At 72.0% G+C, this 15,147-nt stretch carries 14 protein-coding genes, 2 tRNA genes and 1 pseudogene; 10 read left to right on the top strand and 7 right to left on the bottom strand.

The features are described 5' to 3' along the window. Window positions 1-112 precede the first annotated feature (112 nt). The 5 genes from gltB (at window position 113) to OHA65_RS10990 (ending at window position 7,955) form a co-directional block, all read left to right on the top strand. A complete protein-coding gene (gene gltB / locus OHA65_RS11010; RefSeq protein WP_327285610.1) occupies window positions 113-4,663 on the top strand; it encodes a glutamate synthase large subunit in 4,551 nt (1,516 codons plus the stop codon). Beyond that, window positions 4,656-6,116 (top strand): glutamate synthase subunit beta, encoded by a 1,461-nt coding sequence (locus tag OHA65_RS11005; RefSeq protein WP_327282948.1) that lies wholly within the window; start codon window positions 4,656-4,658, stop codon window positions 6,114-6,116. Before gltB ends, OHA65_RS11005 begins: the two co-directional genes overlap by 8 nt. A 324-nt stretch (window positions 6,117-6,440) precedes the next feature. Further along, window positions 6,441-7,277 (top strand): helix-turn-helix transcriptional regulator, encoded by an 837-nt coding sequence (locus OHA65_RS11000; protein WP_327282947.1) that lies wholly within the window; start codon window positions 6,441-6,443, stop codon window positions 7,275-7,277. Continuing rightward, the gene (locus OHA65_RS10995) at window positions 7,262-7,462 is read left to right on the top strand and encodes a DUF397 domain-containing protein (RefSeq protein ID WP_327282946.1); all 201 of its coding nucleotides are present in this window, start codon (window positions 7,262-7,264) and stop codon (window positions 7,460-7,462) included. Before OHA65_RS11000 ends, OHA65_RS10995 begins: the two co-directional genes overlap by 16 nt. 79 nt (window positions 7,463-7,541) lie before the next feature. Then, complete coding sequence (locus OHA65_RS10990; protein WP_328762424.1) at window positions 7,542-7,955, top strand: GntR family transcriptional regulator; 414 nt, start codon at window positions 7,542-7,544, stop codon at window positions 7,953-7,955. 158 nt (window positions 7,956-8,113) lie between these two features. On the opposite strand, the gene OHA65_RS10985 is transcribed toward OHA65_RS10990, so the two are convergent. The 3 genes from OHA65_RS10985 to OHA65_RS10975 all read right to left on the bottom strand — a co-directional run bounded on the left by OHA65_RS10985 (window position 8,114) and on the right by OHA65_RS10975 (window position 10,119). After that, the gene (locus tag OHA65_RS10985; protein ID WP_327282944.1) at window positions 8,114-8,668 is read right to left on the bottom strand and encodes a pyridoxamine 5'-phosphate oxidase family protein; all 555 of its coding nucleotides are present in this window, start codon (window positions 8,666-8,668) and stop codon (window positions 8,114-8,116) included. 20 nt (window positions 8,669-8,688) lie between these two features. After that, window positions 8,689-9,417: a VWA domain-containing protein gene (locus tag OHA65_RS10980; RefSeq protein ID WP_328762422.1), complete on the bottom strand. Its 729-nt coding sequence runs from the start codon at window positions 9,415-9,417 to the stop codon at window positions 8,689-8,691. Window positions 9,418-9,516: 99 nt separating this feature from the next. Then, window positions 9,517-10,119, bottom strand: a complete 603-nt coding sequence (locus OHA65_RS10975; protein WP_327282942.1) for a PadR family transcriptional regulator — start codon at window positions 10,117-10,119, stop codon at window positions 9,517-9,519. 94 nt (window positions 10,120-10,213) lie between these two features. On the opposite strand from OHA65_RS10975, the pseudogene OHA65_RS10970 reads away from it, so the two are divergent. After that, window positions 10,214-10,570 (top strand): annotated as a pseudogene (locus OHA65_RS10970) (alpha/beta hydrolase fold domain-containing protein); the annotation flags it as partial. 170 nt (window positions 10,571-10,740) lie between these two features. Here the strand turns inward: OHA65_RS10970 and OHA65_RS10965 are convergent. Together OHA65_RS10965 and OHA65_RS10960 are read right to left on the bottom strand one after the other, a co-directional pair. Beyond that, window positions 10,741-10,814 (bottom strand) — tRNA-OTHER (locus OHA65_RS10965). A gap of 47 nt (window positions 10,815-10,861) precedes the next feature. After that, a tRNA-Ala gene (locus tag OHA65_RS10960) sits at window positions 10,862-10,936 on the bottom strand. Window positions 10,937-11,002: 66 nt separating this feature from the next. Here OHA65_RS10960 and OHA65_RS10955 point away from each other — a divergent pair. From OHA65_RS10955 to OHA65_RS10940, 4 genes are all read left to right on the top strand, one after another. Then, window positions 11,003-11,320, top strand: coding sequence for a hypothetical protein (locus OHA65_RS10955; protein ID WP_405761799.1), 318 nt, complete (start codon window positions 11,003-11,005; stop codon window positions 11,318-11,320). Between the two features lie 50 nt (window positions 11,321-11,370). Continuing rightward, window positions 11,371-11,733, top strand: a complete 363-nt coding sequence (locus tag OHA65_RS10950; RefSeq protein WP_405761797.1) for a hypothetical protein — start codon at window positions 11,371-11,373, stop codon at window positions 11,731-11,733. A 65-nt stretch (window positions 11,734-11,798) separates the two neighbouring features. Then, window positions 11,799-12,533: a class I SAM-dependent methyltransferase gene (locus OHA65_RS10945; protein ID WP_328762418.1), complete on the top strand. Its 735-nt coding sequence runs from the start codon at window positions 11,799-11,801 to the stop codon at window positions 12,531-12,533. Then, window positions 12,530-12,886 (top strand): DUF2568 domain-containing protein, encoded by a 357-nt coding sequence (locus OHA65_RS10940; RefSeq protein WP_327282937.1) that lies wholly within the window; start codon window positions 12,530-12,532, stop codon window positions 12,884-12,886. Before OHA65_RS10945 ends, OHA65_RS10940 begins: the two co-directional genes overlap by 4 nt. On the opposite strand, the gene OHA65_RS10935 is transcribed toward OHA65_RS10940, so the two are convergent. Next, window positions 12,862-13,986 carry an acyl-CoA dehydrogenase family protein gene (locus OHA65_RS10935; RefSeq protein WP_405761794.1) on the bottom strand — a complete coding sequence of 375 codons (1,125 nt, stop codon included), beginning with the start codon at window positions 13,984-13,986 and terminating at the stop codon, window positions 12,862-12,864. The genes OHA65_RS10940 and OHA65_RS10935 overlap by 25 nt on opposite strands. Continuing rightward, the gene (locus OHA65_RS10930) at window positions 13,986-15,131 is read right to left on the bottom strand and encodes an acyl-CoA dehydrogenase family protein (protein ID WP_327282935.1); all 1,146 of its coding nucleotides are present in this window, start codon (window positions 15,129-15,131) and stop codon (window positions 13,986-13,988) included. Before OHA65_RS10930 ends, OHA65_RS10935 begins: the two co-directional genes overlap by 1 nt. Window positions 15,132-15,147: the final 16 nt, after the last annotated feature.

Here is a 15,147-nt window from a genome sequence, read left to right as displayed (position 1 = left end):
GGCCAACGTCGTCCCTCGGCTATGCACATACGCCACGACGACGACGGGAGAGCCGATGCGTTCCGCATCCACGCACTCCGCGACCGGCCCCAGCACCACCGCCTGGTCGCCCATGGACGGTCGCCCCGCCCAGCAGGGCATGTACGACCCGCGCAACGAGAAGGACGCCTGTGGCGTCGGATTCGTGGCGAACCTCACCGGCGAGGCGACCCACACCCTCGTCGAGCAGGCGCTGACCGTATTGCGGAACCTTGAGCACCGGGGCGCCACCGGCTCCGAGCCGGACTCGGGCGACGGCGCCGGAATCCTCTCCCAGGTCCCCGACGCGTTCCTGCGCGACGTCGCCGGGTTCGAGCTCCCCGAGGCCGGCGCCTACGCCGTCGGCATCGCCTTCCTCCCCGCCGACGGCACCGCACAGGCCGTCGCCGTGGAGCAGATCGAGGCCATCGCCGCCGAGGAGAACCTCACGGTCCTCGGCTGGCGCGAGGTCCCGGTCACCCCGGACCTGCTCGGCAACGGCGCCCGCGCCACCATGCCGGCCTTCTCCCAGCTGTTCGTGAGCAACGGCAGCACGGGCATCGAGCTGGACCGCAAGGCGTTCGTGCTGCGCAAGCGCGCCGAGCGCGAGGCCGGGGTCTACTTCCCGTCGCTGTCCGCGCGCACCATCGTCTACAAGGGCATGCTGACCACCGGCCAGCTGGAGCCCTTCTTCCCGGACCTGTCCGACCGCCGCTTCGCCTCGGCGCTGGCCCTGGTCCACTCGCGCTTCTCGACCAACACCTTCCCGTCCTGGCCGCTGGCCCACCCGTACCGCTTCGTCGCGCACAACGGCGAGATCAACACGGTCAAGGGCAACCGCAACTGGATGAAGGCCCGCGAGTCCCAGCTGGCCTCCGACGTCTTCGGTGACGGCGCGCTGGACCGGATCTTCCCGATCTGCACCCCGGACGCCTCCGACTCGGCCTCCTTCGACGAGGTCCTGGAGCTCCTGCACCTCGGCGGCCGCTCGCTGCCGCACAGCGTGCTGATGATGATCCCGGAGGCGTGGGAGAACCACACCTCCATGGACCCGGCCCGCCGCGCGTTCTACCAGTACCACTCCACGATGATGGAGCCCTGGGACGGCCCGGCCTGCGTCACCTTCACCGACGGCACCCAGGTCGGCGCGGTCCTCGACCGCAACGGTCTGCGCCCCGGCCGCTACTGGGTCACCGACGACGGTCTCGTCGTCCTCGGCTCCGAGGTCGGCGTGCTCGACATCGACCCGGCCAAGGTCGTCCGCAAGGGCCGCCTCCAGCCCGGCAAGATGTTCCTCGTCGACACCGCCCAGAAGCGGATCATCGAGGACGACGAGATCAAGGCCGAGCTCGCCGGCGCCGCTCCGTACGCCGAATGGCTGGAGACCGGCGAGATCGAGCTGACGGACCTGCCCGAGCGCGAGCACATCGTGCACACCCACGCCTCGGTCACCCGCCGCCAGCAGACCTTCGGCTACACCGAGGAAGAGCTGCGCGTCATCCTCGCGCCGATGGCCCGTACCGCCGGCGAGCCGCTCGGCTCCATGGGCACGGACTCCCCGATCGCGGCCCTGTCCGAGCGCCCCCGGCTGCTCTTCGACTACTTCACGCAGCTGTTCGCGCAGGTCACCAACCCGCCGCTGGACGCCATCCGCGAGGAGCTCGTCACCTCTCTGCTGTCCTCTCTGGGCCCGCAGGGCAACCTGCTGGAGCCGACGGCCGCGTCCTGCCGCAGTGTCACCCTGCCCTTCCCGGTGATCGACAACGACGAGCTGGCCAAGCTCATCCACGTCAACGCCGACGGCGACATGCCGGGCATGAAGGCCGCCACGCTCTCCGGCCTGTACCGGGTCTCCGGCGGCGGCGAGGCCCTGGCCGCCCGCCTGGAGGAGATCCGCGGCGAGGTCGACGCGGCCATCGCCAACGGCGCCCACCTGATCGTCCTCTCGGACCGCCACTCGGACGCCGAGCACGCGCCGATCCCGTCGCTGCTGCTCACCTCCGCCGTGCACCACCACCTCATCGCCACCAAGCAGCGCACCCAGGTGGGCCTGCTGGTCGAGGCCGGCGACGTCCGCGAGGTCCACCACGTCGCGCTGCTCATCGGCTACGGCGCCGCCGCCGTCAACCCGTACCTCGCCATGGAGTCCGTCGAGGACCTGCTGCGCGCCGGTACGTTCCTGTCCGGCCTGGAGCCGGAGCAGGCCATCAAGAACCTGATCTACGCGCTCGGCAAGGGCGTCCTGAAGGTCATGTCCAAGATGGGCATCTCCACCGTCGCCTCCTACCGCGGCGCCCAGGTCTTCGAGGCCGTCGGCCTGAACGAGGAGTTCGTCGGCGCGTACTTCCAGGGCACCGCCACCAAGATCGGCGGCGCCGGCCTGGACGTCATCGCCAAGGAGGTGGCCGCCCGCCACGCCAAGGCGTACCCGGCCTCCGGCATCGCGGCCACGCACCGCGCGCTGGAGATCGGCGGCGAGTACCAGTGGCGCCGCGAGGGCGAGCCGCACCTCTTCGACCCGGAGACGGTCTTCCGCCTCCAGCACGCCACCCGCAACCGCCGGTACGACATCTTCAAGAAGTACACGGACCGGGTGAACGAGCAGTCCGAGCGCCTGATGACGCTCCGCGGCCTGTTCGGCTTCAAGGCCGCGGAGGAGGGGGGCCGCCCGTCGATCTCCATCGACGAGGTCGAGTCGGTCGCCGACATCGTCAAGCGCTTCTCCACCGGCGCCATGTCGTACGGCTCCATCTCCCGCGAGGCCCACGAGACCCTCGCCATCGCCATGAACCAGCTGGGCGGCAAGTCCAACACCGGTGAGGGTGGCGAGGACCCGGACCGCCTGTACGACCCGGCGCGCCGCTCGTCCATCAAGCAGGTCGCCTCCGGCCGCTTCGGCGTGACCTCCGAGTACCTCGTCAACGCGGACGACATCCAGATCAAGATGGCGCAGGGCGCCAAGCCCGGCGAGGGCGGCCAGCTGCCCGGCCACAAGGTCTACCCGTGGGTCGCCAAGACCCGGCACTCCACCCCGGGCGTCGGCCTGATCTCCCCGCCCCCGCACCACGACATCTACTCCATCGAGGACCTGGCTCAGCTGATCCACGACCTCAAGAACGCCAACCCGGCCGCCCGCATCCACGTGAAGCTGGTCTCCGAGGTCGGCGTGGGTACGGTCGCCGCGGGTGTCTCCAAGGCCCACGCGGACGTCGTCCTCATCTCCGGCCACGACGGCGGAACGGGCGCCTCCCCGCTGACCTCGCTCAAGCACGCGGGCGGCCCCTGGGAGCTCGGCCTCGCCGAGACCCAGCAGACGCTCCTGCTCAACGGACTGCGCGACCGCATCGTCGTCCAGACCGACGGCCAGCTCAAGACCGGCCGCGACGTGGTCATCGCCGCGCTGCTCGGCGCCGAGGAGTTCGGTTTCGCGACCGCGCCGCTCGTCGTCTCCGGCTGCATCATGATGCGCGTCTGCCACCTGGACACCTGCCCGGTCGGCATCGCCACCCAGAACCCGGTCCTGCGCGAGCGCTTCTCCGGCAAGGCCGAGTTCGTCGTGAACTTCTTCGAGTTCATCGCCGAGGAGGTCCGCGAGCTCCTCGCCGAGCTGGGCTTCCGCTCGATCGAGGAGGCCATCGGCCACGCCGAGCTCCTCGACACCAGCAAGGCCGTCACGCACTGGAAGGCGCAGGGCCTCGACCTGGAGCCGCTCTTCTACGTGCCGGAACTGCCCGAGGGTGCGGTCCGCCACGCCCTGATCGAGCAGGACCACGGTCTGGAGAAGGCCCTCGACAACGAGCTGATCAAGCTCGCGGCCGACGCGCTGAACGCCGACACCGCGGAGGCGGCCCAGCCGGTCCGCGCCCAGGTCGCGATCCGCAACATCAACCGGACCGTCGGCACGATGCTCGGCCACGAGGTCACCAAGAAGTTCGGCGGTGCGGGCCTGCCCGACAACACCATCGACCTGACCTTCACCGGCTCCGCCGGCCAGTCCTTCGGCGCCTTCCTGCCGCGCGGCATCACGCTGCGCCTTGAGGGCGACGCGAACGACTACGTCGGCAAGGGCCTCTCCGGCGGCCGCGTCGTGGTCCGCCCGGACCGCGGCGCCGACCACCTCGCCGAGTACTCCACCATCGCCGGCAACACCATCGGCTACGGCGCCACCGGCGGCGAGATGTTCCTGCGCGGCCGCACCGGCGAACGCTTCTGCGTCCGCAACTCCGGCGCCCTGGTCGTCTCGGAGGGCGTGGGCGACCACGGCTGCGAGTACATGACCGGCGGCAGCGCGGTCGTCCTCGGTGAGACGGGCCGCAACTTCGCGGCCGGCATGTCGGGCGGCGTCGCCTACGTCATCGACCTCGACGTCAACAACGTCAACGTCGGCAACACGGGCGCGGTCGAAGCCCTCTCCGACACCGACAAGCAGTGGCTGCACGATGTGGTGCGCCGCCACGAGGAGGAGACCGGCTCGACCGTGGCCGCGAAGCTCCTGGCTGACTGGACCGCCTCGGCGGACCGCTTCAGCAAGATCATCCCGACCACGTACAAGGCAGTGCTCGCCGCCAAGGACGCCGCTGAGCTGGCCGGACTCTCCGAGTCCGAGACCACGGAGAAGATGATGGAGGCGGCGACCCATGGCTGACCCGAAGGGCTTCCTCACCACCCAGCGCGAGACCGCCTGTTCCCGACCTGTGGCCGACCGCCTCAAGGACTGGAACGAGGTCTACGTCCCGGGCTCGCTGCTCCCGATCATCAGCAAGCAGGCCGGCCGCTGCATGGACTGCGGCATCCCGTTCTGCCACAACGGCTGCCCGCTCGGGAACCTGATCCCCGAGTGGAACGACTTCGCGTACCGCGAGGACTGGTCGGCGGCTTCCGAGCGCCTGCACGCCACGAACAACTTCCCGGAGTTCACGGGCCGCCTGTGCCCCGCCCCCTGCGAGTCGGCGTGCGTGCTCGGCATCAACCAGCCGGCCGTCACCATCAAGAACGTCGAAGTCTCGATCATCGACAAGGCCTGGGACAACGGCGACGTCACCCCGCAGGCCCCGGAGCGCCTGTCCGGCAAGACGGCCGCCGTCATCGGCTCGGGCCCCGCGGGCCTGGCCGCGGCCCAGCAGCTGACCCGGGCCGGCCACACCGTGGTCGTGTACGAGCGCGCGGACCGCATCGGCGGGCTGCTCCGCTACGGCATCCCCGAGTTCAAGATGGAGAAGGTGCACATCAACCGCCGCATCGAGCAGATGCGCGCGGAGGGCACCAAGTTCCGTACCGGCATCGAGATCGGCCGCGACCTGTCCGCGACCGACCTGCGCAAGCGGTTCGACGCGGTCGTCATCGCGGCCGGCGCCACGGTCTCCCGCGACCTGCCGGTCCCGGGCCGCGACCTCAAGGGCATCCACTTCGCGATGGAGTACCTGCCGCTGGCCAACAAGGTCCAGGAAGGCGACTTCGTGGCTCCGCCCATCACGGCCGAGGGCAAGCACGTCGTCGTCATCGGCGGCGGCGACACCGGCGCGGACTGCGTCGGCACCGCCCACCGCCAGGGCGCGGCCTCGGTCACGCAGCTGGAGATCATGCCGAAGCCGGGCGAGGACCGTAACGCCAACCAGCCCTGGCCGACCTTCCCGATGCTCTACAAGGTCACCTCGGCGCACGAGGAGGGCGGCGAGCGGATCTACTCCGTCTCCACCACCCACTTCGAGGGTGACGAGGACGGCAACGTCCAGGCCCTGCACCTGGTCGAGGTCGAGTTCGTGGACGGCAAGCTGACCCAGAAGCCCGGCACCGAGCGGGTCCTCCCGGCCCAGCTCGTCACCCTGGCCATGGGCTTCACCGGCACCGACCAGGCCAACGGCCTGGTGGCCCAGTTCGGCCTGGACCTGGACGAGCGGGGCAACGTCGCCCGCGACGCGTCCTACGCCACCAACGTCGACGGCGTCTTCGTCGCCGGCGACGCGGGCCGCGGCCAGTCCCTGATCGTCTGGGCGATCGCGGAGGGCCGCTCGGCCGCCCGCGGCGTGGACCGCTTCCTGACCGGCAGCAGCACCCTCCCGTACCCGGTCAAGCCGACGGACCGCTCGCTGATGGTCTGATCTTTCCCGCCGGGCGCGCACCGCTCGGCCGTAGGCGGCCTCCCGGGCTTCGCCCGGCTGCGTCGGCCTCCGGCCGTCGGTGCGGGGCCCCGGGCCACCGGCAGCACCCCCTCCCTCCGGGGAGACCCCTCATACGGTCCGTACAACGGAGTGCGGAACTCTGACACAGCGCCCGCCATGTCCCCGACCAGGGATGGCGGGCGCTGTGGCGTTCCCCGTCGCCACCACCGGTAGTCGTGTGAACGCATTCCGTTGTCCCGGCGGTCCGGCGAGGACTACGCTTTTTCGCGGAGCGAGGGCACTGCAGAAGCGGGGAGTTGGCTCATGGCCAGGCCGAACGACGAGGGTGGGGCGCAGACGCCGGAGGAGTTCGCCCGCGAGGAACTGCGGCGGCACCGCGAGGCGGCCGGTTTGACCCAGGCGGGACTGGGCGAGCGGATCTTCACCAGCGGGGCGTACGTCGGGCAGATGGAGTGCGGCACGCGCAGGCTGCGGCCGGAGATCGCGGAGCTGATCGACAAGGAGCTCGGCACCGGGGACTACTTCGTGCGGCTGGCCGGGGCGTTCAAGTCCAAGCACATCGAGTACTTCGCCGCCGTGGCCGAGTTGGAAGGGCTGGCGACGGCCACCTACGAGTACGCCTGCATGTTGGTTCCCGGGCTGCTCCAGACGGAGGACTACGCCCGGGCGGTGATCCGGGCCGCCAGTCCGACCGCGCTGACCGAGCGCGTCGAAGCCCTCGTCGCGGCGCGCATCGAACGCGCCCGCCTCCTCGTCGATCCGGAGACCCCCGAGATGTGGGTCGTTCTGCACGAGTCGGTGCTGCGGACGGCGGTCGGAGGTCCGGCGGTGATGGCTGCTCAGTTGCGCCACATCTCGTCGTACGTCCGAGCCCATCGGATCACCGCGCAGGTGGTGCCGTTCTCGGCCGGCGCCCATGGGGCCCTGAACTCATTGGTGCGCATCATCCAGTTCCCGGATGCGCCCGACGTGGCCTATACGGAGGGCCCCCACGCGGGGCAACTGCTCGACTATCCCGCTCTGGTTCAGCGCTACTGGAGGTCATACGATCTTGCCAGGGCCGCTGCGCTGTCGCCGGAGGTGTCCCTGACACTGATCGAGTCGGTGGCGGAGGAGTACGCGACATGCGCGCAGAAGTGAACGGCCTGTCCTGGCGCAAGTCCTCGTACAGCAACGGAGAGGGCGGTGACTGCGTCGAGGTGTCCAACGACCTCCCCGGCCTGGTCCCCGTCCGCGACAGCAAGCAGGACGGCGCCGGCCCGGTGATCTTTTTCCCCGCAGCCGCGTGGGTGCCGTTCATCCGGGCCGTGAAGCGCCCGTCCTGATCTCGCCTCCCATCTGCTGACCCTCCGTCAAAGCGCCCTCCAGGTACGGCGGGCGCTTTCGCGTGTCCGGGCGCGATCGGTGGTCCACCTCGATGCCCGCTCCGGTGTCGCCCCGTACGTGCAGCTCGTCCACCAGGTACGCCAGGCCCTGCGGCTGGGGTTGCTGGCCGAGGGGGACCGGCTGTCGACGGTCAAGGACGTCGCGGCCAGCGTGGCGATCAACCCGAACACCGTGCTCAAGGCGTACCGGGAGCTCGAATACGAGGGCCTGGTCGCGAAGAAGCAGGGGGCCGGCACGTTCATCTCCGGCACGCTCGGCGACGACTCGCTGTCCGAGCACCAGCCGCTGCGCCGGGAGCTGCAGCTGTGGCTCGACCGGGCCCGGGCCGCCGGACTGGGCGAGGAGAGCATCGAGGCCCTGTCGACATCGACCCCGGCACCCGGTCCCGGGTCCTCTAGACGTACTCGGCGCGGGGCAGCTTGTCGCCGTTGACAGCCAGGGTCTGCTTCCGCACCGGTCGAACCCGCCGCGTTGAATGGAGCGTTCACGCTCCCCCTCCCCACGCAGCGCCGCTACAAGGTCATCTGTTCGGCCGTAGCAAATTCGCGTGATGGGTGAACGTTTCCGGCCGGTTGACGCGGCATTACCGGTCAGTCGGTCGGGGTGGTCGGGGTGGTCGGGGGTTCCTCGTGCGGGTCCTCGTCCGTGACCTCGCGCGGCGGTTCGTCGTCGTTGCCGCGGCGGATGGTGCGCAGGCCGTGGGTCGGGGTCCAGGTGCGGACCACCAGGTCGTCGCCGTCGACGCCGATGTGCACCACCTCCGTCAGGTCCGCGTGGAAGAGGTGGAAGGGGTGCGGGGTCTCCGTCTCCTCCGCGTACCGGTGCAGTTCGGGCGGGTCCAGGAGCTCGATCGCGCGTCCGGAGATCCGTACGTCCCCGTCCGGCATCGTCTCGCCCTCGCCGGGGTTGGTGTGCAGGGCGAACCGGGGGTCCCGCTGGAGGTCCTTGGCCTTCAGCGAGCCCGGCATCATCCCGAGCCACAGCTCGCCGCCGCGGATGTCGACATTCAGTCCGGCCAGGCGCGGGGAGCCGTCCTTGCGGAGGGTGGCGAGGACGTGGTGCGGGTACTGCGCGAAGCGGGTCCGGACGGTAGCCGCGAATTCCGGTTCCTGATTCTCGAACGCTGCCCAGTTGTTCGTCGTCATGCGTCCATCAAAGCCGTCGCTCAGGTGCGTACGATGCCCGCCGCGCGGGCCGATGCCAGCCAGGACGAGAATTCTCCCACCAGGCGGTCGAACAGCACCGGATCCGGGACCTGGCGCGGGTCCGGGCCCGCGTGGAAGTAGCCCGCGTTGTCCACCACCCGCCGGGCCGGAACGGGCAGTTCGTCCAGTCGGCGCAGGAAGTCGAACTGTGAGCTGTGCGTCTCGCCGAAGCCGACGAACTGCCAGAACAGCGGGAGCCGGGCCGCCTTGCACAGGTACCTCTCCGCCGCCAGCTTGTTGATCGGGCCGCCGTCGGTCTGGAAGACCACGAGGGCGGGTTTCGCCGTCCCCGAATCCAGATAGTGGTCGATGACCGCGTCCATCGCCGCGTGGTACGCCGTCTTGCCCATGTGGCCCAGGCGCGAGGCGATCTCGGCGATCTTGCCCTGGTGCCCGGCGAGCGGGACCTCCTCCACCGCGTCGACGTCGGTGGAGAAGAACACCACCGGTACGCGGCCGTCGTCGTCGAGGTGCGCGGACAGGCCCAGCACCCGGTCGGCGAGGGCCTGCACGGTGCCGTCCCGGTAGTACGGGCGCATCGACCCCGAGTAGTCCAGGACCAGGTAGACCGCGGCCCGCCCGCCCTCCAGGCCGTGCTTGCGGAGCGAGACCCCGGCGCTCTTGTAGAGGCTCACGAGCGCCGGAGCGGTGGCTTCCAGCTTGCGGAGGTCTATGGCGCTGCCGGTCATGGCCCGAGGGTACGACAGTCGGTGGTCGTGGAACCCCGGCGTGCGGCCGGGCGCTCCCGGTGCACGCAGGGCGCGTCGGCCGCCCCGCACCCCGCGCGCCTACGGGCGCTCGCGCTCGTCCTCCGGTGCCGCCGCGTCCTCCAGCGCCGCGACGTCGTCCAGCATGGCGGCCGCGAGGTCGCGCTCGGAGGCGTAGTACCGCTCGGCCCACTTGAGGGTGAGCGTCGGGTAGGCCCGGGCGGGCTCGTCCTGCGCGCCCTGCGCGTCGGCCACCGCGCGCAGGCGCATCTCCTCCGCGAACGCTTGCTGCCGGTCCAGGAGTTCGCGCATCTGCTCCGGTTCCAGCAGGTGGCCGAGCCACAGCCGCAGCATCGGCCCGTGCTTGAGCACGGGCGGGTCGACGGGGGTCTCGCGCGCCCATTCCCGTACGGCCGCCATGCCGTCGCCGGTGATCCGGTAGACCCGTTTGTCGCGGGTTCCGGTTTCCTGGGCGACCAGTCGTGAGGAGGCGTAACCGGCCTTCTCCAGGCGCTTGAGCTCGCTGTAGATCTGGCTGAAGGACGGGCTCCAGTAGAAGAAGCGCAGCGACCGGTCCGACCACTTCTTCAGGTCGTAGCCGGAGAGTTCCTCGCCGAAGGAGAGCAGCCCGAGCACCGCCCAGCTGGTCGCCGGGAGCGTGGGCCTGTTCGTCTCGTCTGCCACGCAGCGCAGTCTACGACCGGTCTCCGCACGCCCCTTCCTCCTACAGATATGCCTGCTAGAAGTATTTCTATTAGGCGTATCGGAGGGGTGACGGGTGATCTCGCTGTACGGGAAAGTCGTCGTCATCACGGGCGCGGGGCGCGGCCGGGGGCGGTCGGTCGGCGGGCCCGGAGGTGGCCTCGGTCCGCGACGGCGACGCCTCGGGCGTCCCGGTCCGGGTCTACGACCCCGCACCGGGCTGCGAGGGGCGCCCGCCCCGGCCGCGGAGTCGGCTTGGGTGTCGGCGTATGGGGAGGGGCACTTCCACACCGCGGCCCACATGGTCTGGTACTGGGAGCAGTACGGCGGCGACCCGGCGCACCCGTACGTCTCGCCGCTGCGTGCCCGCGACGTGTCGCGGCTCCCGCGCACGCTGTTGGTCCTGGCGGACTGCGATCTGCTGCGCGACGAGGGCTTGGGCGTACGCGCGGCGGCTGGGCGCGGCGGGGGTGGACTGTACGGTCCACCTCGACCCGGGGGTCTTCCACGGCTTCCTGGGCCTGCCCCTGCCGGCCGCCCGCTCGGCGCTCACGGCCGCGACGGCCTGGCTCCGGGCCACGCAGTAGGGCGGGGGACCGGAGGGGCGGGGCGGCCGGATTCGAACCGGCGTGTTCCCCAATGGAGGGGGTGCAACGACCGCTGTACCACGACCCCGCCCTTGCGGCGGAGCGTACGCGAGGACGTGCGTGCTCGCGGAAGAGGGGGCGGGGCGGCCGGATTCGAACCGGCGTCCTCCTCCATGCTGTGTAGGCGCACTACCTCTGTGCTACGACCCCGCCTTGTCGTGGATCCTAGAGGCGGCCCCGGCCGGGACGCACGCGAATATCCCCGGCATGATGTGCTCATGTCGATGTTGCTCCGCAACGTGCTCGTCCTGGCCGTGGAGTTCGGTGCCGCGCTGCTGCTGCGCGAGCCGGACGCACCCTGGATCCCGGTTCTGCTGGCCGTCTTCGTCGTCGGCTCGGGCGTACTGCACGGCACCGAGGCCGAGTTCGTGCCCCGCTTCCTGGTCGCGCTCGCCGCGGTCGGCGTCGCGGAGCTGGGCGGCCGGGCCTGGGCCTCGGCCGACGACCTTCCGACGGCCGGCACCGGCGCCGCGATCCTCCTGGCCGTCCAAACGCTGACCCTGATCCGCTACTCCCTCCGCCGCCGCCCCGCCTGAACGGAAAACCGCTGGTCACGCGGGCACGGCTGCGCCTAGGGTCCACCCCCATGTCCCCGACGACCCCGAATCCGAACACCACCACCCTCTGGCGCCCGACCGGCCCGGTGGAGCTCGACCTCGTCCGCGCGCTCGACTGGCGGGCCTGGCCGCCGCGGCTGCCGGAGCAGCCGATCTTCTACCCCGTCCTGAACGAGGACTACGCGATCCGCATCGCCCGCGACTGGAACGTCAAGCACAGTGGCGTCGGCTTCGTGACGCGCTTCGAGGTCGACACGGAGTTCCTGGCCCGGTACCCCGTCCAGCAGGCGGGCGGGCAGACGATCTCGGAGCTGTGGGTGCCGGCGGAGGAGCTGGACGAGTTCAACGCGCACATCGTGGGCCGGATCGAGGTCGTCCGCGAGTTCCGCTGAACCGGAGTCAGGGCCGCCGGCGCAAGGCCCTGGTCTGCGGGGCGGAGATCGAAAACAATGACGGCATGACGTCCACGCCCCGCATCCGCGCCCGGTCCTTCGACGCCGCCGCCCCGCTGTACTCGGCGAACCGGCCCGGGTATCCCGAGGAGCTGTTCGACGCCCTGGAGGTGCTCGCCGGGCGGCCGCTGCGCGGGGCCAGGGTGGCCGACGTGGGCGCCGGGACCGGGATCGCCACCGGGCGACTGAGCGCCCGCGGGGCGGACGTCGTCGCCGTCGAGCCCGGCGACGGCATGGCCGTCGAGTTCCGGCGCGCGCATCCCCGGATCCCGCTGGTGCGCGGCGACGGCGACCGGCTGCCGCTCGTCACCTCCGGGTTCGACTTCCTCACGTACGCCCAGGCCTGGCACTGGACCGACCCCGCCCGCTCCGTCCCCGAGGCCCGCCGCGTGCTGCGGCCCGGCGGCGCGCTGGCGCTCTGGTGGAACGACATGGACGCCACCGTCCCCTGGATCGCCGAGCAGGACGAGCGGATCCGGGCACTCTTCCGCGCCACTGGGGCCACCTTCCGCGCCCTGCCGGTCGGGTTGGCGTTCACCACCCGCGAGGTCCGCTGGTCGCGCCGGATCCCGCTCGACGTCCACCTCGCCAACCACGCCAGCCACTCCGCGTTCCTGATGCTCGGCCCGGCGGGCACGCGGGAGTTCCTCGACGAGGAACGGGCCCGGCTGATGCCCCTGTTCCCCGACGGGACGGTCGAGGAGCAGTACGTCGTCTCGCTCAGCGTGGCCGTCGCATGAGCCGTACGATGCGGCCCGCCGCGCGGTCGTTCTTCCTCGTCAACGAGGGCCTCGCGTTCGTGCTGGAGGTAGTCGCCCTCGGCGTCCTGGCCTGGTGGGGTTCCACCGTCGGCCTCTGGCTCGCCGTGGCCGCGCCGCTGGCCGCCGCCGTGCTGTGGGGGGCGTTCGCGGCGCCCAAGGCCCGGTTCGCCGTCCCGCTCGCCGCGCAGCTCGCGGTGAAGGCGCTGGTGTTCGGCGCCGCCGCCCTGGCGCTCCTCGCGCTCGGGCAGCGGGCCGCCGGCCTCTGGTTCGCCGGGACCGTCCTCGTGAACACCGCTCTCGCGACGTACTACCGCTCTCGTACCCGTTCCTGAAGCACCGCCGCCCGGCACGCCGACGGCGACCCCCACGCGTCGCGCAGCGGCCGGGCCTTGCGCAGCCACAGGGACAGGTCGAGCTCCTCCGTGTAGCCCACGGCCCCGTGGAGCTGCAGCGCCGTCATGGCCGCCGCGTACGCCGCCTCGCCCGCGGCCAGCTTCGCCGCCGCGACCTCCCGGGGGGCCAGGCCCAGGGCCGCCGCCCAGACCAGCGGCCGCGCGAACTCCAAGCCCAGCAGGGTGTCCGCCAGCCGGTGCTTCACCGCCTGGAAGCCGCCGATCGGCGTGCCGAACTGGGTGCGCTGCTTGACGTACCGCACCGTGTCGGCCAGCAGTGCCTCGCCCACGCCCAGGCACTGGGCCGCCGTCAGTAGCCGTGCCCAGGCCAGGGCCGTCCCCGCCGCCGCCAGCACCCGGGGGCCGGAGGCCAGCAGCTCACCGTCCGCCGCGGGTGCGAACAGCCGGCGCGCCGGGTCGGTGGACCGCAGCGGGCCGCCCGCCGCCGCACCTGCGTCCGCACCCCCGCCCGCACCCCAGCCCGGGCCCCCGCCCGCACCCCAGCCCGTGCCCCCGCCCGCACCCCAGCCCGGGCCCCCGTCCGCACCCCCGCCCGAGGCGCCGCCCGCGACGCGGAGTTCGCCCGCCGCCGACACCGTGAAGCAGTACGCCGACGCGTCCGCGTCCAGGGCGTACGGACCCCCGCCCGGCAGCGTCAGCGTGGCCAGGTCCCCGCCCGCCAGCAGCCCCGGCAGGAAACGTTTCGCCGGCCCCCCTTCCCCGGCCCGGGCGAGCTCCGACAGGAGCACGGCCGCCGCTGCCGTCTCCACCACCGGCCCCGGCATCCCCGCCCGGCCCAGCTCCACGAAGCCGAGGGCGAGTTCCACCGGAAGCAGCCCCAGGGCTCCCAGGTCGCCGTACGCCTCGTCCGCCGCGAGCGCGAACAGGCCCGTCCCCGCGAGCCGCGACCAGATCGCCCGCCCCGGCCCGTGGTCCCCGGCGCTCCAGGCCCGTACGGCCGCCGGGACGTCCGAGGCGCCGAGCAGGCCGTGCAGCGTACGGGCGAAGTCCGACTGTTCGGCGGTCGGCAGGAAGCGCATCAGCGGCGGCCCTTCGGGAGGCCGAGCAGCCGCTCGGCGATGATGTCGCGCTGGATCTCGTTCGTGCCCGCGTAGATCGGCCCCGCCAGCGAGAAGACCCAGGGCTCCGCCCATGCGCCCTCCGCCAGCTCCGCGTCCGCCCCCAGGAGGTCCAGCGCCGTCTCGTGCAGGGCGATGTCGTACTGCGACCAGAACACCTTGTTCAGGCTGGACTCGGCGCCGATGCGCTCGCCCGCCGCGAACCGCGTGGCGCCCGCCCAGGTGAACAGCTCGTAGGCGCGCGCGCCGACCACCGCGTCCGCGACCCGGTCGCGCAGTGCGGTGTCGCCCGGGTCGCCGGCGGCCCGCCACAGCGCCACCAGCCGGTCCGCCGCCGCCAGGAAGCGCCCCGGCGAGCGCAGCGTCAGCCCGCGCTCGTTGCCCGTCGTCGACATTGCGATCCGCCAGCCCTGCCCCGGCTCCCCGATCACGTCCTCGTCCGGTACGAAGACCTCGTCGAGGAAGAGCTCCGCGAAGGCGGGCTTGCCGTCCAGCCGGCCGATGGGGCGTACCGTCACCCCGGGCGCCCGCAGGTCGAACATCAGGTACGTCAGGCCCTGGTGCGGTTTCGCAGCCTCCGGGTCCGTGCGGAAGATGCCGAACGCCCGGTCCGCGAACGCCGCCCGCGAGGACCAGGTCTTCTGCCCCGACAGCAGCCAGCCGCCGCCGGTGCGCCGGGCCCGCGACGTCAGCGAGGCCAGGTCGGAGCCCGCCTCCGGCTCCGACCAGGCCTGCGCCCAGATCACCTCGCCGCTCGCCATCGGCGGCAGCACCCGGGCCCGCTGCTCGGGGGTGCCGTGGTCGAAGAGGGTCGGGGCGAGCAGGCTGATGCCGTTCTGGGAGACCCGGCCGGGCGCGCCCGCCGCCCAGTACTCCTCCTCGAAGACCAGCCACCGCTCGATGTCCACGCCCCGGCCCCCGTACTCCTCGGGCCAGGACACCGCCGACCAGCCGCCCGTCTGCAGTCGGGCCTCCCACGCCCGGTGCGCCGTGAAGCCCTCGGCCGTCTCCAGGGAGGGCAGGGGGGAGTCCGGGACGTGCTCGGCGAGCCAGGCCCGGGCCTCGGCCCGGAAGGCCGCCACCTCCGCCGTCTGGGTCAGATCCATCAGGTGCCCGCCCCCT

Origin of the sequence: Streptomyces sp. NBC_00045, from assembly GCF_045041095.1 — a bacterium.
Classification (GTDB): Bacteria; Actinomycetota; Actinomycetes; order Streptomycetales; family Streptomycetaceae; genus Streptomyces.
This window is presented reverse-complemented; position numbering and strand designations above follow the sequence as displayed.